Annotated in this window: 20 protein-coding genes; 11 read left to right on the plus strand and 9 right to left on the minus strand. The window is 53.8% G+C overall.

The genetic code is table 11. The features are described 5' to 3' along the window. Positions 1 to 430: 430 nt before the first annotated feature. Complete coding sequence (locus tag WC593_13140) at positions 431 to 628, plus strand: DUF1858 domain-containing protein (GenBank protein MFA4826091.1); 198 nt, start codon at positions 431 to 433, stop codon at positions 626 to 628. A 7-nt stretch (positions 629 to 635) separates the two neighbouring features. Here WC593_13140 and WC593_13145 read toward each other — a convergent pair whose 3' ends face one another. From WC593_13145 to WC593_13160, 4 genes are all read right to left on the minus strand, one after another. Beyond that, a complete protein-coding gene (locus WC593_13145) occupies positions 636 to 1,505 on the minus strand; it encodes an adenosylcobinamide amidohydrolase (GenBank protein ID MFA4826092.1) in 870 nt (289 codons plus the stop codon). Further along, positions 1,502 to 1,864 carry an anaerobic ribonucleoside-triphosphate reductase gene (gene nrdD / locus WC593_13150; protein ID MFA4826093.1) on the minus strand — a complete coding sequence of 121 codons (363 nt, stop codon included), beginning with the start codon at positions 1,862 to 1,864 and terminating at the stop codon, positions 1,502 to 1,504. The genes WC593_13145 and nrdD overlap by 4 nt, the downstream gene beginning before the upstream one ends. Before the next feature lie 125 nt (positions 1,865 to 1,989). Continuing rightward, entirely contained in the window at positions 1,990 to 2,628 is a 639-nt protein-coding gene (gene pyrF, locus WC593_13155) for an orotidine-5'-phosphate decarboxylase (GenBank protein MFA4826094.1), read from the minus strand. Beyond that, positions 2,621 to 3,559: a deoxyhypusine synthase gene (locus tag WC593_13160; protein MFA4826095.1), complete on the minus strand. Its 939-nt coding sequence runs from the start codon at positions 3,557 to 3,559 to the stop codon at positions 2,621 to 2,623. Before WC593_13160 ends, pyrF begins: the two co-directional genes overlap by 8 nt. 310 nt (positions 3,560 to 3,869) lie before the next feature. Between WC593_13160 and WC593_13165 the strand changes: the two genes are divergently transcribed. The 7 genes from WC593_13165 (at position 3,870) to WC593_13195 (ending at position 7,302) form a co-directional block, all read left to right on the plus strand. Beyond that, positions 3,870 to 4,379: a hypothetical protein gene (locus WC593_13165; GenBank protein MFA4826096.1), complete on the plus strand. Its 510-nt coding sequence runs from the start codon at positions 3,870 to 3,872 to the stop codon at positions 4,377 to 4,379. Positions 4,380 to 4,424: 45 nt separating this feature from the next. Next, positions 4,425 to 4,808, plus strand: coding sequence for a hypothetical protein (locus WC593_13170; GenBank protein ID MFA4826097.1), 384 nt, complete (start codon positions 4,425 to 4,427; stop codon positions 4,806 to 4,808). A gap of 4 nt (positions 4,809 to 4,812) precedes the next feature. Further along, positions 4,813 to 5,130 carry a hypothetical protein gene (locus WC593_13175; GenBank protein MFA4826098.1) on the plus strand — a complete coding sequence of 106 codons (318 nt, stop codon included), beginning with the start codon at positions 4,813 to 4,815 and terminating at the stop codon, positions 5,128 to 5,130. Next, the gene (locus WC593_13180; protein MFA4826099.1) at positions 5,127 to 5,348 is read left to right on the plus strand and encodes a hypothetical protein; all 222 of its coding nucleotides are present in this window, start codon (positions 5,127 to 5,129) and stop codon (positions 5,346 to 5,348) included. The genes WC593_13175 and WC593_13180 overlap by 4 nt, the downstream gene beginning before the upstream one ends. Position 5,349: 1 nt before the next feature. After that, the gene (locus WC593_13185; GenBank protein ID MFA4826100.1) at positions 5,350 to 5,706 is read left to right on the plus strand and encodes a hypothetical protein; all 357 of its coding nucleotides are present in this window, start codon (positions 5,350 to 5,352) and stop codon (positions 5,704 to 5,706) included. Further along, positions 5,678 to 5,965, plus strand: coding sequence for a hypothetical protein (locus tag WC593_13190; GenBank protein MFA4826101.1), 288 nt, complete (start codon positions 5,678 to 5,680; stop codon positions 5,963 to 5,965). The genes WC593_13185 and WC593_13190 overlap by 29 nt, the downstream gene beginning before the upstream one ends. Before the next feature lie 341 nt (positions 5,966 to 6,306). After that, positions 6,307 to 7,302: a hypothetical protein gene (locus WC593_13195; protein MFA4826102.1), complete on the plus strand. Its 996-nt coding sequence runs from the start codon at positions 6,307 to 6,309 to the stop codon at positions 7,300 to 7,302. A 582-nt stretch (positions 7,303 to 7,884) separates the two neighbouring features. Here WC593_13195 and WC593_13200 read toward each other — a convergent pair. Both WC593_13200 and WC593_13205 read right to left on the minus strand, forming a co-directional pair. Continuing rightward, a complete protein-coding gene (locus WC593_13200) occupies positions 7,885 to 8,427 on the minus strand; it encodes a DUF308 domain-containing protein (protein ID MFA4826103.1) in 543 nt (180 codons plus the stop codon). A gap of 104 nt (positions 8,428 to 8,531) precedes the next feature. After that, complete coding sequence (locus WC593_13205) at positions 8,532 to 9,089, minus strand: hypothetical protein (protein ID MFA4826104.1); 558 nt, start codon at positions 9,087 to 9,089, stop codon at positions 8,532 to 8,534. Between the two features lie 694 nt (positions 9,090 to 9,783). Here WC593_13205 and WC593_13210 point away from each other — a divergent pair. The 3 genes from WC593_13210 (at position 9,784) to WC593_13220 (ending at position 15,277) form a co-directional block, all read left to right on the plus strand. Then, positions 9,784 to 11,232 (plus strand): MFS transporter, encoded by a 1,449-nt coding sequence (locus WC593_13210; protein ID MFA4826105.1) that lies wholly within the window; start codon positions 9,784 to 9,786, stop codon positions 11,230 to 11,232. A gap of 206 nt (positions 11,233 to 11,438) precedes the next feature. Continuing rightward, positions 11,439 to 12,857: a response regulator gene (locus tag WC593_13215; protein MFA4826106.1), complete on the plus strand. Its 1,419-nt coding sequence runs from the start codon at positions 11,439 to 11,441 to the stop codon at positions 12,855 to 12,857. Between the two features lie 29 nt (positions 12,858 to 12,886). Then, the gene (locus WC593_13220) at positions 12,887 to 15,277 is read left to right on the plus strand and encodes a hypothetical protein (GenBank protein MFA4826107.1); all 2,391 of its coding nucleotides are present in this window, start codon (positions 12,887 to 12,889) and stop codon (positions 15,275 to 15,277) included. 386 nt (positions 15,278 to 15,663) lie between these two features. On the opposite strand, the gene WC593_13225 is transcribed toward WC593_13220, so the two are convergent. The 3 genes from WC593_13225 to WC593_13235 are packed head-to-tail and all read right to left on the minus strand — an operon-like array spanning position 15,664 to position 18,020. Then, positions 15,664 to 16,326 (minus strand): Fe-only nitrogenase accessory AnfO family protein, encoded by a 663-nt coding sequence (locus tag WC593_13225; protein MFA4826108.1) that lies wholly within the window; start codon positions 16,324 to 16,326, stop codon positions 15,664 to 15,666. 4 nt (positions 16,327 to 16,330) lie between these two features. Beyond that, entirely contained in the window at positions 16,331 to 16,639 is a 309-nt protein-coding gene (locus tag WC593_13230; protein MFA4826109.1) for a 2Fe-2S ferredoxin, read from the minus strand. Between the two features lies 1 nt (position 16,640). Next, a complete protein-coding gene (locus WC593_13235; GenBank protein MFA4826110.1) occupies positions 16,641 to 18,020 on the minus strand; it encodes a nitrogenase component 1 in 1,380 nt (459 codons plus the stop codon). Position 18,021 lies beyond the last annotated feature (1 nt).

Below are 18,021 nucleotides of genomic sequence, written 5' to 3' on the forward strand. Positions count from 1 at the left end.
AAATGTTTGCATGAACTTACATCAGACCATGCACGGTTCCCATCAGAAAAAATACATTCATCGTGAATGTCTGTAAAAGCACAGGTTTTCATTATCGTTTCCTCGTCTTTGGCATAACCGGCATACTCACTAAATTGCCTTTATTCATTGCTTTAAAAATCTCCTCTTTCGGTAAATAGGCAAATGTCTTTCACTTCTTGTGGCGCGGGCCATTCATAAATGTATTGTAATTTGTACCGGAATTCTGGTCGTTTCGGAATGGTGGAACTAAAGGGAGTATCGGAACAATCGGGATATGCGAAGTTATAGGTTGCTGTATGTTCGAGAGTATGAAGTTACCGGTACTCGAACCACAGGGATACCCGGTGTCGATGTATAACATTCGCCGTAATGGTCAGGTTTATGTGACCACAGACAGACTATCTGAGATATGGCAGAAATTAATGCAGACAGCACAATCTATGATCTCTTAAAGGCAAAGCCCGAGTCCACCGAAGCGCTCTTCAAGTTCGGCATGGGCTGTGTCGGGTGTGCGATCGCCCGCGGCGAGACAATCCGCCAGGCAGCAGAGGCACACGGCATTCCGCTGCCCGAGCTCCTCAAGGCTCTCGGTATCAGCGAGAACTAACTTACCCTCACCTTTTTTTCAGTTTAAGCTCCGGTAGCAAGGCCGAAGGAAATGTTTTCAGGTAATCGGCGATTGCCGGTTCGTGGAGAAGCGTGCATCCCGCACAGTTCCAGACTTTATTTCCATTGGAGCCCGCAGCCCATTGCCCGAGACTCTCGTCTCCGCACGGGTAGAACGGGCAGTAACAGAAGTCGCAGTTCTGCCCGGCAAAGTGGCAGGGATAATAAGGGCAGTTGTGCGGTGTCCATTCCACCCAGTGCTCTCCCTTGAACCGGCTGAAAATAAAAAATGACGGCTGATCGTTCTTACTGTCGCAATCGTGATGCTGGACTGCATGCGGGATACCGTGGAGTATGGCGGCACGCACAGAGCGGCCGGTCCCGGTCAGCCGCCCGGCATACCGGTGCTTAACACTCCCTTCGCAGGCCACGATCACCGCATCGGTCGGTGTGCCGCTCAGCGGGAGGCCAAGCGCGGCAAGAGCTTCTGTCTTTGCCTCGGTTGCCACCATGATCGTTTCGAGCAGGGCCGCGTCCTCCATGCCCTCGGTGCTGGTGACAATGATGTTTATGGTCCCGGCTGTTTCGGGCGGTTCGCGCCGGATTCCCGCAGTGATAAAGACCGTCACAAAGTCATACTGGAGCACGCAGCACTGCTGTACCGGAACCGAAGTGACCAGCCCGAAAAAGTCCGGTGCAAGCCCGGCTCCTGCCGCGACCATTGCCAGTTCCTTTTCCGGCCCGGTATGGTCCCAGCCCGCGGCAACCGTGTGGTTGAACAGGGTAAAAACCGGTCGAATACCGCCTTTGATGCCGGTACTTGCAGCGCGGAACGTCCCGCGGATAAAAAGAGTATTGGTATCAGTGTAATATCTCATGCAACCGAATAGCGTGTCCGGTCTTTGAGTTCCTGCTGTTTGCCGGCGTTCCAGCCGGATACATCCTGCAGGTAACCGGTTACCCTGCTGATCTGGGTGACGTCATGGGATCCGCACTCCGGGCAGACAGCCTTGCCGCACAAGGGGCAGTATTCGATTCCCGACATGATCTCGTGGGAGCAGTGACAGTGGTCAAGCGGGCACATGATCTCAAGATGTGTCTCATTACAATTCGGGCACGGGCTTTCCTCAACGATGAGATGGCAGGTGTGGCACTTGTATTTGCGTTCCTTTTCCGGAATCTCGTTCACACTCTTGTATTTCTGTGCCAGTTTCCGTTGTTCTGCCGACCAATCCATACTATAACATGGCACAGGTCGTTAATAAATATTTAGACGCTGCAGGTTGCTGGGTCTGCGATTTCCTTAATAAAGAGGTGCGCATATGCGGATCAGACTTTAAATACAGGTTTAATGGTGTTGATTTACTTCGAGCGGATCTGAGCAAAAGCCTGTGCGGCTTTCGCCGGGTCTTCCGCCTCATAGATCGCGCGGCCAACGATAATTCCGTCAACAAGGTTTGCAATGGTACCGGCATCCCCGCCCTGCGCCCCGACCCCCGGTGAAAGGATCTTCCGCCTGCCTACGATACCTCTTAAGATTTTCACCCGCTCCGGCCGGGTGGCAGGGGCGATAATTCCGTCCGCCCCGCATTCCATGGCGAGTTCTGCGATCTTCTCTGCAGTGCCGCCATGAAAAAAACCGGTTGCGCCGGGATGGCTCATCTCGGCTACCACGTAGCACGCCCCCCCGCTCTCGAATGCAGTCTCGACACAGGCAATCACCGAATCTTTTCCTACAAACCCGTGGCAGATGATCGAAGAGAACCCGGCCTCGAAGACCTGCTCGGCGATTAGCCGGTTGGTGTTGGGGATATCTGCAACCTTGAAATCCGCGATGAGCGGGATGTCATACTCTGCCATCTCGTCTGCAATCGCAAGTCCGCATGAGAGTACCAGCGGGTAGCCGAGCTTGATGGCATCGATATGGGGAGCACAGGCTTCCGCTATTGCTAAAGCTGTTTTCTTCTCCGTTGCGTCCAGTGCGAGGATCAGGTCAGTCATGGTGGAGCCTCTCCATGACTGCGGCCACCATAACAGGGAGCGTGATCGTGGCATCGCCGTATACGGTTACAGCCTGCGCCTCTTCGGTGATCTTACCCCAGGAACGGGCCTCATCCAGGGTTGCGCCCGAGAGCCCGCCGAGATCCGGGCGGTCACCGGTCAGCTGGACTGCGTAGGAGAACCCGTTGGGGGTCATGAGCATGCTCTGGAGGATAAAATTCTTCGGCACCCCGCCTCCGACCAGCATGGCGCCTGCTTTCTTTGCGGTAAAGCAGCGATCCATAAGTGCCGGCATATCGGCAAATGCATCGACCGTCACTTTGTTGGTCTGGGAGAAGAGCCAGTACTGGAGACCGATCATGGAATCCTGCACGGCCGGGCAGTAGACCGGTATATTATTGTGATACGCAGTGTGGAGGATACCGGATTTTGCGGTCTTCCCGATATGCCGGAGAAGAGCGGAGATAGAGATCGTGCTGCCGGGTTCGAGTTCGCCAAACACGCCCTGCATGTACTCCTCGAAATGCTCGAACGCCTCGTTGGGGAGGTAGACATCGTATATCCGGTTGATCTCATCGTGCCGGAGTTCGATATCATTGCAGAACGCGGTGCCGTGGAAATGTTTGCAGCCGATCGCCTCGATGATATCGTGAGTAAGGTTTGCGCCCGTAGAGACAAGTACATCGATATGCCCGGCTTTGATGAGATCGGATACGATTCCGCCCATGCCTGCAGGTACCATCGCCCCTGCCAGTCCGAAGAACTTCGTAGTCCCGGCATCGCGCAGCATCTGCTCATAGATATCCACGGCGCGGGACAGCGATCCGCCATTGTATGCCCCGGCCTTTCCCATTGTCATGACCAGTTCATTGACGGTCATCTTCGGTTTCAGGTGTATCTGGGTGACCGGTTCATCGCACTGTTTTGCCATCTCTGTTCTCCCCAGTTATTGGGAGATATTGGTGTTCTGTGAAGATAACTGTGTTTCAGGCAGGCTCACACTCTGCTGGAATTATCCAAAAGATTTTTCCCGGTTTTGGTCGAACCCTCTCTTTTTATTGAGTTTAATGGGTGAGAAGAAAGACCGTTAACAGGGAAAAAAACAGGTTTTTTTAAAATGCTCCGCTGAAATGGTGTTTTTTATGCGATGGCTGCCCGGTACGAAGCAACAATCAGAAAAATTTTGTTATTACCGTCAATATCAGGAAGATATTTACCTTTTAAGAAATAGTCTATCCACTATGAAAGAGGTACGGTTTACCATCAAGAAGCGGGCATTTCCGAGCCAGGGACGGGTGCGGCTCAATATCGCGCACCTGCCCGATCTGGGAATCCATGAAGGGGAACATGTGGATCTCATCAACGAAGCCACAAAAAAATCTGTCACCACGACGGTAATTGCCGATACCATGGTACGGGAAGGGCATGTGCGCGTGAGTGAAGAGGACCTTAAAACGATCGGCCTCAACGATGACGACGAAGTCCTTGTCAGAAAAACCCCTCCCCTGGGAGAAAAGATCAAAAAAGCGGCAGCAGATGTCAACAAATCGCTCTCAAAGAGTGTTGATAAACTCGACGAGTCGGTGAAAAAGACCACCGTTGACGTAAAGGCCGGCGCAGCAAAAGCTGCAGACACCGTGAAAAAAGAGACCAAGAAAGCATCAGAAACTGTTGGAAAAGCTGCCGCAAAAACCGTTAAAGATGTTAAAAAAACGGTAAAGAAGGCCACCGGTCCTCGCGATGAACTGTAATCCGGCCCGCTGTCAGTAAAACACAAACCATAATGGGGTGAAAAAATGGCAACAGAAGCAGTAATCACCGATACCGTTCTCATGGGAATCCTTGTTGTTCTCGCAATGGTGATCGTGTATCTCATTATCCGTGAGATACGCATCATGAAGACCGCTAACCGCACGATTGAGCTGGACCTGGAAAAGGACAAACTCAAACTCTTACAGCAGCACGAAGCGTCAAAGGTCTTCTCGTTTACCCGGCTCTCCGCGGAACAGATCGCCGGGATAAAAAATGTTGAAGATGAGAACACGGTCCTTGAAACGACTATCTATGCAAAGGAAAAACTCCTTGAAACGCGGTTAACCCGGCTCGAAAACCTGGTAAAGGCGAGAAAACTGGATAATCTGTTAGGAAATGTTCAGGAACAGGAAAAGAAGGTGAAATAAAACCATGTACCCGGTTATCAACCCGAATCAGAACCAGAACGCTACAGGAGAATCGTTCTGGGATCAGTTCTCCCATATCCCCGGGACGATCGAATCCCGCATACCAACGCTCGATAAATCGCTGGATGTCTATTTTGACCAGAACTTTGCCGCCATCATCGAGGAATGGGATCTCGTCACCGACAGCGATCTCCACAAGCTGGAAATCCGGCTTGCATCCGTGAGCGATGAGATCAGCAGCCTCTACGCAGGAAAGATGACCATCGAGAGTCGGGCAAAGAAGCTTGACAGCCTGATCACTTCTCTGGAGGATTCGTTATGATCGGTATGAACACGTACCTGAATGCGTATGTTGACCGCAGGATGAAATATATCGTTGATGAGTGGGATCTCGCCACAAGAACGGATCTTTCAGATTTTACGGGCCGCCTGGATGCGATCGAGAAAGAGATCCCCCGGCTGAAAGCATTCGAGCATGCGGCATCGGATAAGCTCACCGAGCTTGAAAACCGTGCGGCCAGACTGAAGGGGATGGTCTGACATGGACTTACTGAGTTTTATCATTATTGTTCTCATCCTCTGCGTTCTCATTTTCCTGATCTATTACTTTATCCGGGGTGCAAAGGGTGACATCTCGCTCACCCGTCCGGTGGAGAGCCGGGTGGATGAGTACCTTGACCGCCGTTTCCAGCAGATGGTTGAAGAGTGGCAGCTGGTCTCCCACCCGAAACTCCAGCAGTTCAAGGAACAGCATTACAAGGAGATTGAAAACGATGAAGCGCGTCTCGCTGAATTGAAGAAGTATGAATCCGGGATGCAGACCACCATGTCAAACCTGGAGGCACGTCTTGACACTCTGGAAAAAGAACTTGCCCGGAAAGGCAGCGCCAAAAAGTAATGAGGCTCCCGATCGGTTCCGCGAGCTGAAAAAAGAGATTGCCGTGATGCGCAAGCAGGGGGAACCTCCCGTAAAGGATCCCCACAGCTTCGCCCGGTACACCTGTGATCTCTGCTCCACCCCCCATGCAATATCTGAGCTCCGCCAGTGCGTTCTCTGCGGGCGCTGGGCGTGCGATGCCTGCTGGAAGGATGAGTACTATGCCTGCAAATCCTGTTCGGGGCTCATAAAAATTCATGCAATGAAGGGCAGAGAATAAGTGCCCCCAATACTTTTTTTTATCTGTTCGCATCCTGTCACGGCAGATTTGTTTCCCGCTATAACAGGGCCTCGGAGACAAGGATTTTTCCGAAACAATGCGGTGATCACCCGGATATGTGCTGGTTGTGCAGCAGGAACACTCACAACAGACGATTCCCCGAAAAAAAATTAAAATTCATTACGTTTAATGCTCTCACAACCAAACGTAGTGCATCTCATATCGATATGGTGACATCGTTGGCTACAGGCACAGTGAATACAGCAACCCAGGAAGATCTACCCCTCAGGCAGATTATCAGCAACGAACTATCGGCAGTTCGGCAAAACCGTGCCAGGCTGATGACACAAAGAGGTCATAAGGGATTTCATTTTTTCATCCTTCTGGTGTGTATTCTTACCAATGTGATCTTCTCCCTGATCCGTCCCGATTATTTCGGGCTGTTTATCGCGGCCAGCTTCTACCTCAACATGGGCTATTTCATCTCCCTGCTGATCCCGACAAATTTCCAGAACACGAGCCTCCCGGCAGCCGACCTTTCACGGTTCCATGCGTGGCTCAGGGAGATCGGGGTAACCTCCGGTACAACCCGGTTTACCCGGTTGTTCATCAACGCACTCTTCATGAACAGCCGCGCCCTGTCGCTCGGAATCGGGCTGATCTTCTCTATTGACATTGTGTTTGCCCTTATCCATTTTACCCGGGGACTTCCACTCAGTACCACGATCATTGTGATCGTCCAGTGCGCGATCATTGTAATCTTCTACCTGCTGGTCTGGAAGGTAGAACCATTCTCGACTACGTATGTAAAAAAAGTGGAGACAATGAAAAGCCATCTTCACCGGCAGAAACTACCGCCCCAGCTGGTCACGGCCATGTTCATTTTCGGCTTTTTGCTTGCCATATTCCTGTTTTTGACGACGATTATCTACCTGCCGGGTGTTACCCTGAACGCCTTTTTAAACCAGTCACAGCTGACCGAGCTCGGGCACCTGTTCAGCCTTCTGGCGATCCTTGCCATCAGCCAGTATTTCATCATCAGGTATATCCACGGTATTACCAGCCGGATGATGGCAGACCGGCTCTTTGACTTCAAGGAACAGTCCTTACAGGAGCTTCTCAACAATGAGAGTTCCTCTTCGGGAGGGAATTCAGATCCGGATCAGAACCCGCTTGACATGAGTGCCCAGCTGCTCGAATCCAAGATCTTTATCATAAAACGAAATTCTCTTGCAGGGACATTTCCGGTCTTTGTTGTGGACCTTGACTTCTCGGTGATGATGGACAGCACCACCCTGACCGCAATCAAGGGATACATCGTCGAGAGAAAACACTGAGCGGAGCCGGGATCTCCCGGCCAAGTGATTTTTTCATTATCAAATCTCGAGTGTAAAATCCCTTTTTCCAGAAAACGGCGGAAAAGTCCGCAGTCGAATCCAAGTACCCTCACAACCCTGGGACATTAACAGTGCTACTCCTGCGATTGATCGTGCCGGTGGATTACACGAGGATGACCCGCACGTTCGTTGCCGAAATGATCGCATGACGAAAGGTTTGACCCGGTCAGTGCATTGAAAAGATCAGCTTTCGTACCGATACGAAAAATGTGCTCTGTAGAAAACATTTAGAAAACTCTGACGCTACTATGGATAAGCCATATCCATGGTTGCCTGTGGCGCAAAGGACCATGAATAACTCTCGGGGGCTTTTTCCCCCGCCACTGGGGCACCCCCCCATTGCGATGACAACGTATTACCGGTAACCTTACCCGGGCTATCGCACTGCGCCCGTCCCCCAACGGGGGACTGGTGGCGCAAGAGGGGGGGCTATCTATTACATGAAAAAACGGTTTTCTACAATGCAGAAAACGGAGAAAAAAGAGGTTTGTATCCCTTACATCGGGATACGGTTTCTGTGTATCAGTACGCAATCACCGCTTCGCCTTTTTTCATGAACAGGCCCGCGATGATGCTGATGATACCCGAGAAGAGACAGTAGATACCCAGAAGCAGTATCAGGATGAGCGATCCCTCGGTCGGGAGCGGGGCAAATCCTATCAGGATACCGAACAGTATGGCGAAAAAACCGCTGATGCCCAGCAGAACCCGGAATGGCAATTCCTTTAAGGAGAATGCAATAGCCAGTTCCGCAATGCCGGTAATGATCGCCCACGCGGCGATCAGGATGGTTAACGCAATGAACATCGCAAACGGCGAGATGAACATGAGGAGTGCGATGATCACGCCAATAAGGGAGAGGATGAGCACCCCCCAGTGCACCCTGCCATCTTCGCTGAGGGAGATTGCGCCGGTGACAAGCGAGATGATCAATAAGAAAATCCCGATGATATAGGCAAACACTGCCTGCATTCCCACCGGGAGCGTAAAGCAGAGTATGCCGATGATCAGGGCAAAAATACCGCGGGCCAGAAGTCCGCCCTTTGTCAGAATTTCAGGTTCCATAGATGATCATCTTCGATTAACGATTGCAGGAGATTTAATTATTTCCTGCCCCGTGCCGGGAAAAAAGGTACGGTTTTTCAACCGGGCCGTCAGATAAAACGCGATTACTCCGCCCTTACGCTGATCTTCATATCTGCGATCATCCGGTACACCATCGCAGTTTTCGACTGTGTCCAGCGATCGAACACGAGCGCCTGGAACGGCTGCCAGATCGTCACCCAGCAGAAGATTACCAGCACATTCTCGACGACTTCCGAGATGGGGTTTCCCTTAAACTGGGAACAGATGGCGATACCGACAAAAGAGGGAAGACAGACGGCGATTGTCAGCCGGAACTCCCGGAGCCCGACCATCTGGGTAAGTTTCATGTCCCGCTGCACCTCCCCCGCCCGGAGCCAGAAATGGGATCGTATCGCAGAGATGATTGCGGTCTGCCGGTCCGGTGTCAGCTCGGATGCCGGGAGCACGATCTCAAGATGGTTGCACTTTTCACCCTGCTCTCCTTTCTGAACCGCCAGCACTTCATGAAAAATCTCGTTCTCGGCACGGTCCGACAACACCCGGTTGTTCTCGGGGGTTGGATCATCCGGGTCATAGAAATGAGCGATCGTCCGGAACATAACGGATGTACCGTTTTTTCCCTGCTTGTCATTGTTTTGCATCTCATCATCCCCCTGTTATTATCGCGTCCCCGTCAGCCGGGATTAAAGTATACCGCTGCCGTCAGCACCATCCCGAGCCCCATGATCATGACCCTCTGCAACAGGGTTTACGGCAAGGGGCTGTCGTTAAGGTTCGGCCTGGTAATCCCCCGGCAAACGCCGGGACCATAGTGGCTCCTGAGCGTTCATCCGGTCTTTTCCGGAGGGTCTGTATGAACGATTGTCATCACCCTTTGATTTATAAATGCCGTTTTTGTAGGCTCTGTTGAAACCCTCTTTGATACAAGCGGTCGCTCTTGGGGGTTCCAGCACAAAGTGCCTCCGCCCCCGTTGCTCGGGCATCCCCAATTGCGATATTCCCTCAGACGGTTGAAGAAGAACTCCGATAAAGGGGGGGTCAAGGGGTGCTCCCCTTGGGTTGCTTCCCCCTCTGGGGGAGAGAGGGGGTCACAATCCTAACTACCACAGAAGACCCGATGAATGAAGGAAATGGGGATATCAACAGAGTCTTTTTGTATACCCGTCTTATCGCCTTGGAAAAAGAGATACCCATTTCCTGTACGGAATTATGGACAGAGGCATTTTGTCTTCGGGCGATTATGCATGTATTTTTCCGGTGTCCTGCATCCGATGCCGGCTATTGAAAGCATTCTTATGGGAAAAAACCCTTTTTCCTTTCATCAGGTTTGTTACTATGGCGGAATCCATGGAAAAACAGAAAATGTCGGTTAAGGATCTGATGATCGTTCTCGTCATCGGTCTCGGGTCATTCATGGCCGGCCTTGACGGCACCATTGTCAATATCGCTCTTCCCACCATCGCCAAATCCTTCGACATCCCGACCGTCACGGCCTCATGGGTACTCAATGCCTACCTGATCGTCATGGTCAGCCTCCTGCTCGCGGCATCCCGTATCGGTGATATGAAGGGGTACCGGAACATCTATCTTGCCGGCTTTGCGCTCTTCACGCTGGGATCCATGACCTGCGGGCTTGCCCCGTCCATTGAGCTCCTCATCCTCTCCCGCATGCTCCAGGCTGTGGGTGGTGCGATCATATCAGCGCTGGGCGCCGTGATGGTCTCCTCTTACCTGTCATCCTCGGTGCGGGGCCAGGCACTGGGGATCGTGGCCATGTTCCTTATGCTCGGGGCCGCCCTGGGCCCGGTCGTCGGTGGATTTTTGACCAGTGTCTTTTCCTGGCAGTACATCTTCTACGTGAACCTGCCGGTGGGCATCTTTGCCATCCTGCTCGGCTCGCATGTCCTGCCACGGCTCGATCCGGTGACCCCGAAAGCGAAACTGGATGTCACGGGGGTTGTGCTGCTCTTCGTGGCGCTGGGAACGCTCATCTTCGGCCTGAATACGGTGCAGGACAATACCCCGACCGCTGGACTTATTGCCCTTGTCATCTCGGCCCTCTTCTGGATCCTCTTTATCCTGCAGGAGTGCCGTGGATCAGAACCCCTGATCAATACTAATCTCTTCTCCCGCCGGGCGTACTCCCTCCAGAACATCAACATCATGCTGATCAATATGGCAATGGCCGGAACGATGGTCATCATGCCGTTTTATCTGGAGATGGTCAAGAAGATCCCAACCGACAATGCCGGAACGATTCTGCTCGCGCTACCGGTCGGCATGATCCTGACTGCCCCCATTGCCGGAAAGATCTCGGATGTGATCGGTACGAAAAAACCGATCATCACCGGCTTTGCGCTCTGTACCATTGCCCTGTTTCTCCTCTCAACCATCTCTGCCCACACGAGCGTGGGATATATCTGCGTCTACCTCTTCCTGCTCGGGGCCGGGACCGGCATTGCCTATTCTCCGCTGAACAGTGCAGTGATGGGGGAGGCGCCAGCAAAGGACCGGGGCTCTACCTCGGGCCTGATGCGGGTGATGACAAACCTCGGGTCCTCTATCGGTGTCGCGATGGTGATGCTGGCTGCTACCGTTGCAGCTGGACCAAAGATTGCTGCAGTGACTGCCGGCAAACTTCCCACTGCGGATCTCGCGAGTGCGTTTGATGCAGCATTCCTGTTCTGCATGGGTTTAGAGATTCTCGGGATCGTGCTGATGCTTGCGGTTGCAGACAAGGAGCCATCGGGCGGGAGCAGCGGGGAAGTGGGGATCGGGTTTTAGGTAACTTCCCTTTTTTCTGGTGATGGAAGGGAACTACCTTGAGTCCGCCGCACCGCGCTGTTCCTCATTACCCCCCCTCTCGATCCCGGCTGTCTTCATGGGCCACCCCCTAGTACACTGCTATTGCAGGAAGGATAATCCGTAATATGGAATCGCCACCCTTTTATTGCCTGTAAGAGAAATCTCAGACACAGAGTAACCCGCACATGTCTGAAAAACCAGTCCTCCAAAAAGGAACTGACATAGATGAGGTTGTGTCCCGGGTTGCGGGTGATCATACCAAAAAAACCGCAGGAACGATCCTTATCGTTGAGGACAGCCGGACACAGGCTGAATATCTCCGCGCTATTCTCAAAGACGAAGGTTACCACACCGCTCTCGCGATGAATGGTTGCGAAGCCCTGGAACAGATCGCAGTTGAACGTCCCCTGATGGTACTCACTGATATTATCATGCCGGAAATGGATGGGTATGAACTCTGCTGCAGAATAAGGCAGGATAAGAAGAGTTCAGATATCCCGGTTATCCTCGTTACCCGTCTTTTTAATCCGGAGGATGTGATCAAAGGACTGGCATCCGGAGCTGATGATTTTATCATCAAACCTTTCGAACCTGACTATATCCGTTCACGCATCAGCACTATCCTTTCCCATCTGGAAAAACCTGATCCGGATGAATTGCGTTCTGCATTCGAAGTGACCGTTGCCAATACTACCTATGTAATCTCTGCAACCCGTCTCCAGATCTTCAATATTCTCCTGTCCACTTACGAGACGGCAGTCAATAATAACAGGGAACTGCAGGTGGCACACGAGCAGTTGAACGCCTCCAATGAGGAGCTGAATACTTCCAACGAGCGGTTGCTGGAGGCGGTAGCGGATCTCAGGGAATCAAACCAGGCCCTTGAACAGGAGAACACGGAACGAAGGCGAGTGGAAAAAGCCCTCGATGAAGCAAATAAAAAGCTCAACCTTCTCTCAGGCATCACCCGCCATGACATCAACAACCAGCTTCTGACACTGAACGGGTTTGTCGAATTGTTACACGGTGAAATTTCCGATCCCTCTTTGGAACACTATTTTTCCCGTATAACAAAGGCAAGCAGCCAGATCACTGCCACGATCCGGTTCACCAGAGAATACGAGAAGATCGGTATACATGCTCCTGTCTGGCAGGATCTTTTTACTCTTGTGAATAGTGCCGAAAAGGGAGTCATACCCGGGCAGGTAATGCTCAAAAACGATCTGCCTGCCGGCAGGGAAGTGTTTGCGGATCCACTGATTATCAAGGTCTTTTACAACCTGATAGACAATGCGATCCGGCATGGGGGCACAATCACGACAATCCGGTTCTCTTTTGAGGCACGCAATGGGGATTGGATCATCGTATGCGAAGATGATGGTGTGGGGGTGGTCACTGAGGAGAAAGAGAGAATATTCGATTGGGAGTTTGGGAAGAACACCGGTTTTGGATTGCCCATTATCCGCGAGATCCTCAATATCACCGGTATCACGATCACGGAGAATGGGGAACCGGGCAGGGGTGCACGATTCGAGATCGTGGTACCCCCGGGGAAATTCCGGGGAAATCCGCAGACTCCGGGATACTGGCAACCAGCAACATAGTTATCGCTGCGGTTAGCACGTATTAGGCAATGGCGGGTTTGGGGGGAGAAAATCCGAAGGATGGCGGCTGGAATGCATCGGGTACCGACGCGATTGCCCTGCTCCACGATCTCACCTGCTGGCGTGAACAACTCGCCCGGAGCATTGCGCGGAATAATCCCGAATTGAGAAGCGACCACATCACCGCTGCAGTAAACCGGATCCTCTTTCCTCTTCTGCTCCTGCGCATTGCTCAGGACCGTCACCTCATAGAAGCCGGCACGCTGGTTGATCTCCGAAATTTACCGGCGGTGCCGCAGATCATACAAGGGCTCGTCCCGTATGCGGATGCCCTGTATAAAGATGACTTCCCGGTCTCTCCCCATTCACCGGATACCGGGAACGATTTTCTTGTTGAAGACCGGGTTATCCATTCCATCCTTGCAGCGCTCCTGTCTTTAGAGACGAGATATGATTTCAGTAAGATGCCCACCGGGACCATCGCGCAGGTCCTGATGCAGTATCTCACCCGGACTATCCGGCGATCGGCAACCCAGCAGGCAACCGTCGTGGACACACACGACACGGTTGTATCGGGGAGGACGGTGATCCCGCCACTGTCCCTGATCGATTATATGGTTAAGCAGGCTCTGATCTCTGCCCGGAAGAACCGGTCCGCCCGGGAGATCCTCCCGCTCCGGGTTATTGATACCGCCTGCGGTTCCGGTACCGTGCTTCTCGCTCTCTACCGGCACATTCTGGAAAATGCCGGGGGGTCAACGCTGACCTTCGAGGAACGCCGTGAGCATCTCGTGCACTCGATCTACGGTCTTGATATCAACCGTCATGCGGTTGCCGCGACCCGGATGCTGCTCGTCTTGGAACTCTGTAATTGTCCTCAGGTATGCCTGGCACGTGAGGATTTTTCCGTTACCGCACAGTCCGTTTTTCAGGATCTCCGGCACACGATCCTGTGCGGGAATGCACTGGTTGGCCCGGAGATTGTTGAGGATGAGTCGTGGATGTTCTGCCCGGCCCGGGACCGGCACGCGCTGAACCCGTTCTCGTATAAGGAACGCTTTCCGGAAATTGTTGCCGGGGGCGGGTTCGATGCGGTCGTATGCAACCCGCCGGAAGGAGCGCTTGAGCAGCGCGAATGGCTCCAGCAGTATTTCCAGCAGCGGTATGCCGTGTATCACCCCCTCATCGACCGGTCCGCGTATTTCCTTGAAAAGTCCCTCTCTCTTGTGTCACGGGGAGGGACGGTATCCTGTATCATGAGCAATGCGTGGCTCCGCGGATCGAACGGGTCGCCCCTGCGGGAGATGCTGAACACCCGTCAGGTCGAGGAGATCGTGGATCTTGCTGCCATCCCTGCGGGAAGACCCGGCGCAGGGCTCTGCCTTCTCCGCGTCAGTACCTTCCCCCCTTCCCGAACCTTCCCGGCTGTGCTTGCCGGTGCCGCGTTTCTTGAGGACCCGGATTCATTTGTCCGATCCCACAAGTTCCCTGTCGACCCGCGGCTGCTGGACAAGGGAGGCTGGGCACTCCGCGACACCCGGGCAGAGGAGATCATAAGGAAGGTGAGCCGGTTCAGTACGCCCCTTGAAGAATTTGTGATGGGGCAGGTCCATGCCGGTATCCGGATCCCAAAAGACGATCCGTTTGTCATCGATGAGGCGCAGGTAAGGGAATGGCTGCAACGGGACTCACGGTGCAAACCCCTCCTTCGCAGGCTGTATTCGGAAACGGAGATCAACCGTTATCATGCAAGAGCCGGGAAAAAATTCATGATCCTGATCCCGCAGGGATGGACAATTTCTCACCCGCAGGCGGCAAAGAAGCCCTGGCAGTGGTTTAAGCACCGGCACCCGCACATTGCCCGGCACCTGCAGCAATTCGAAGAGGTGCTGAAAACCCGGGCCGGGCCGGAAAGCTTGTGGTGGGAGACCGCATGGGATGTGTTCTGGCAGGAGCCCCGGAAAAAGATCCTGTTTCCCGCACGGTTTACCAGGCCGGTTTTTTTCTTTGATACCGGGCGGGGGATTGGTGATGAGGCAACCAATGCGATTCCTTCAGCCGGCCTGTACCTTACCGGGATCCTGAACAGCCGGCTCCTTGCGTTCGTGTTTGATCATTCCATCCGGCAGTCTGCACCGGACCGGAAATTGTTCACGTGGGATGATCTCAAACGACTACCGATCTATACGCCGGATATTGACCGGCCGGAGGATCTTGCCCGGTACGATCGTATGGAAGTGCTGGTCCGGAAGATGTCTGACCTGGAGAAAAACAGTCGGGCTGCAAAAACTGATCGGGAACGTGAATATCTGCTGAAAAAGATCCAGGCAACGGACCGGCAGATCGATTCGCTGGTGTACGGACTCTACGGGTTGACGGTTGACGAGATTGCGGTGGTGGAGGAGAGTGTTGTGAAGTAGTTCTCTCTGACGATCGAAAATGGGGCACTTGGAAAAAGAGCCCCCTTGTTCTTATTCCGGTCGGGTTTCAAGAGCCCGGATGGGGTAAACTAAGTGGTAAAAATTGTCTCGGTTTAAGGGCCATTGGCGGCCATCCGGTGAGGGCGTTTCCGCTCGTATTTCGCCAATCCGGGCAAATATCGGGGTATTTTTCCCGGGAAAAGAATCCGGCGGTTTTGCGGGGTTTTCCGGAATGTCAGGAAGGGAAAAGGAGCCCGTATAGGGCTTATTTTCCCTCAGAACAGAGACCCTCGGGTACCAAAGTATTCAACAGAGCATAAAAGAAGTATAGGACTCCTCTCATCCTGGATCATCTGAAAAAAAGTGATTGACCTTTCCACGCCGGTTCAGCAGCCACACGATCCCGCCGAAGTCCTGGCCAGCCGGACCCGGCACTCGTTGGGCCCCAGTTTTTCCGAGCGCAGGGAAAATCCCCGGCACTCGGCATCCATCTCGATCCACGGTGGTACGTGGTCGCAGATGATCTCCAGTTCCCGGAACTTTCCCTCCCGGATAAACTGCTGGAGCACCTGCTTGCTGCTGATGGCCGGGGATTGTCCCTGGATCTCTTTGATCGAGATGAAGAAACTGCCGGGCGATCGCTCGGCCGGCGCCGGAATCCCGGTTACACCCGGCACCTGCGAAGCCACCCGCTCCTTCTCTTCATCTTCCAGCACAATCGCCAGGATATCCTCAGGCTTTCCCGCGATCTCCCAGATGCTGAAGCCGGCTTTCTCCAGCTCGAAGTACAGGGCGCCGCTGGCCGACCGGGCAACAAATATTTCACATCCTTCCAGGAACCGGATAAGTTCCGCCATCTTCGCCCGCAGCTCCTTGAGCCCTTTGTCCTGGTCAAGGGCAAACGCCATCTCCCGGACCGGCTCAAAGGAGCAGCCCTGTTTGCGGTACACGACCACCGTCCCCGGTTCTGACAGGGTGCTGCTGCACCCGTCGCTGCCGAGAATGGCAGCTATCTCCGGCCCCGTCCGGTTCACTCGTCTCTGGCACATGATCCTAGATCACCAGTCTCTCGACAACGGTGCCTCCTTCGATATGGCTGTCAAGGATCTCTTCGACATCGTCAGGGCTGACCGAGCCGTACCAGACATTTTCCGGATACACGACAACGATTGGTCCCTTCTCGCATATCCCGAAACACCCGGTATTGGAGAGGAAGACCTCGCCCCCGATGCCCCGTTCCTCGATTCCTTCCATGAATCTCATCATGACATCGACTCCTTCCTTTGCGTGGCAGAAGCCTTTCTGCTGGCCGTTGGGCCGTGAGCTTGAACAGACAAAAATATGTTTTTCAGGTTTTTGCATTTCAGGCACCTTCCTTAATACCCATCTCTTCTTTCCGCAGTTCGCGGTACGATTCGTATTTGGTTTCGAGCAGTGCATTGGTGAACCGGTCGAGGAACGCTAAGGTCCCGGTGTACCCGGCCGACAATACCCGCTGCCCGCCGGTCCGGTCGTGGATGGGAAAGCCCACCCGGATGAGCGGCATGCCCCGGCGTTCGGTCAGGAACTTCCCGCCGGAATGGCCGATCGCGATATTTGCCCCGTGTAAGACTCCCGCATCATCGATGGCGGCGAAGTCGGTCTCTTCGAGTACCACCGGCTGTTCATCGGCATCCGTAAGGAGCGTTGCCAGCAGCCCGGTGAGTTGGTGGCTCTTTGTCCCGCTCGCGATGACAACGGGAGTCGCACCGTTCTCCACGCAGATGCCTGATAACGCGTACACGAGCTCGGGCTCGCCGTACACGATCGGCCGGCCGTCTGCGTTGAACTTGTGGGAGTCCGCCATCCCGTCCAGCAGCCACCCGCGTTCGCGTTCGAGGCACTCGGGCAATGATCTGCCGCTGAGTTTTTCTAAGGTTTCGACCAGGCGATCCATGTTCTGCAGGCCGAACGGCAGGGGCAGGTTGTGCAGCGGCACTCCGAACTCCTGCTTAAGGAGCAGACCGGGGGAGAGGTTGTCGGGGCAGGTAACGCCGAACTGGATCGTGGCTCTCGCGCCGGACATGCGGGCGATATCCCGGGTGGAGGTCCCGCCCGGCGGGATCTTCTGGTACCGTCCCCCGTAGGGGCGGTCGAGCGTCAGCGAATAATCCGGGAGCATCGTATACTCAAGCCCGAAGACCTCGAGGATGCGTTTGATCTCCCGGATATCGGCCGGGCTGATGTGGGGGATGATGACATTGATCCCCTCGTGCCGTTCGGCCGGTTTTGCGTAATACGCAACCAGCTGCCGGGTCGCGGCCCAGAACCCTTCCGTCTGGCTCCCGCTGTAACTCGGGGTCGCCACCGGGATGATGTCGATCGTGGTGATGCCCCGGTTCTCCCGGTAGGTTGCAACGATCCGTTCGAGATCCTCGCCCATCGTCTCGGCAAGGCAGGTCGTCATGATGCCGATGACTTTTGGCTCGTACACGCGGATGACATTGTCGAGCGCCTTGTGCAGGTTTGCTTCCCCGCCATAGATTGCCTGTTTCTCATTGAGGGCGGAGGATGCGATATCCACCGGTTCATTGTAATGCTCGACATTGGTCAGGCGCATATACGTGCTGCATCCCTGCGAGCCGTGCACGAGCACCATCGCGTTCTCGATGCCTTTGAAGACGACGACTCCGCCGAGCGGCATGCACTGCTGGCACTGGTTCTCGTTCACCTGTTTTACTTTCGGTGTGGCAACCGTTTCCATA

The organism is Methanoregula sp., assembly GCA_041645435.1.
Lineage (GTDB): Archaea > Halobacteriota > Methanomicrobia > Methanomicrobiales > Methanospirillaceae > Methanoregula.

What these genes read in the sequence shown, in the direction of transcription:
- WC593_13140 (MFA4826091.1), top strand. Translation starts at nt 431, where the DNA reads ATGGCAGAAATTAATGCAGACAGCACAATCTATGATCTCTTAAAGGCA.
- WC593_13145 (MFA4826092.1), bottom strand. Translation starts at nt 1,505, where the DNA reads ATGAGATATTACACTGATACCAATACTCTTTTTATCCGCGGGACGTTC.
- nrdD (MFA4826093.1), bottom strand. Translation starts at nt 1,864, where the DNA reads ATGGATTGGTCGGCAGAACAACGGAAACTGGCACAGAAATACAAGAGT.
- pyrF (MFA4826094.1), bottom strand. Translation starts at nt 2,628, where the DNA reads ATGACTGACCTGATCCTCGCACTGGACGCAACGGAGAAGAAAACAGCT.
- WC593_13160 (MFA4826095.1), bottom strand. Translation starts at nt 3,559, where the DNA reads ATGGCAAAACAGTGCGATGAACCGGTCACCCAGATACACCTGAAACCG.
- WC593_13165 (MFA4826096.1), top strand. Translation starts at nt 3,870, where the DNA reads ATGAAAGAGGTACGGTTTACCATCAAGAAGCGGGCATTTCCGAGCCAG.
- WC593_13170 (MFA4826097.1), top strand. Translation starts at nt 4,425, where the DNA reads ATGGCAACAGAAGCAGTAATCACCGATACCGTTCTCATGGGAATCCTT.
- WC593_13175 (MFA4826098.1), top strand. Translation starts at nt 4,813, where the DNA reads ATGTACCCGGTTATCAACCCGAATCAGAACCAGAACGCTACAGGAGAA.
- WC593_13180 (MFA4826099.1), top strand. Translation starts at nt 5,127, where the DNA reads ATGATCGGTATGAACACGTACCTGAATGCGTATGTTGACCGCAGGATG.
- WC593_13185 (MFA4826100.1), top strand. Translation starts at nt 5,350, where the DNA reads ATGGACTTACTGAGTTTTATCATTATTGTTCTCATCCTCTGCGTTCTC.
- WC593_13195 (MFA4826102.1), top strand. Translation starts at nt 6,307, where the DNA reads ATGACACAAAGAGGTCATAAGGGATTTCATTTTTTCATCCTTCTGGTG.
- WC593_13200 (MFA4826103.1), bottom strand. Translation starts at nt 8,427, where the DNA reads ATGGAACCTGAAATTCTGACAAAGGGCGGACTTCTGGCCCGCGGTATT.
- WC593_13205 (MFA4826104.1), bottom strand. Translation starts at nt 9,089, where the DNA reads ATGCAAAACAATGACAAGCAGGGAAAAAACGGTACATCCGTTATGTTC.
- WC593_13210 (MFA4826105.1), top strand. Translation starts at nt 9,784, where the DNA reads ATGGCGGAATCCATGGAAAAACAGAAAATGTCGGTTAAGGATCTGATG.
- WC593_13215 (MFA4826106.1), top strand. Translation starts at nt 11,439, where the DNA reads ATGTCTGAAAAACCAGTCCTCCAAAAAGGAACTGACATAGATGAGGTT.
- WC593_13220 (MFA4826107.1), top strand. Translation starts at nt 12,887, where the DNA reads ATGGCGGGTTTGGGGGGAGAAAATCCGAAGGATGGCGGCTGGAATGCA.
- WC593_13225 (MFA4826108.1), bottom strand. Translation starts at nt 16,326, where the DNA reads ATGTGCCAGAGACGAGTGAACCGGACGGGGCCGGAGATAGCTGCCATT.
- WC593_13230 (MFA4826109.1), bottom strand. Translation starts at nt 16,639, where the DNA reads ATGCAAAAACCTGAAAAACATATTTTTGTCTGTTCAAGCTCACGGCCC.
- WC593_13235 (MFA4826110.1), bottom strand. Translation starts at nt 18,020, where the DNA reads ATGGAAACGGTTGCCACACCGAAAGTAAAACAGGTGAACGAGAACCAG.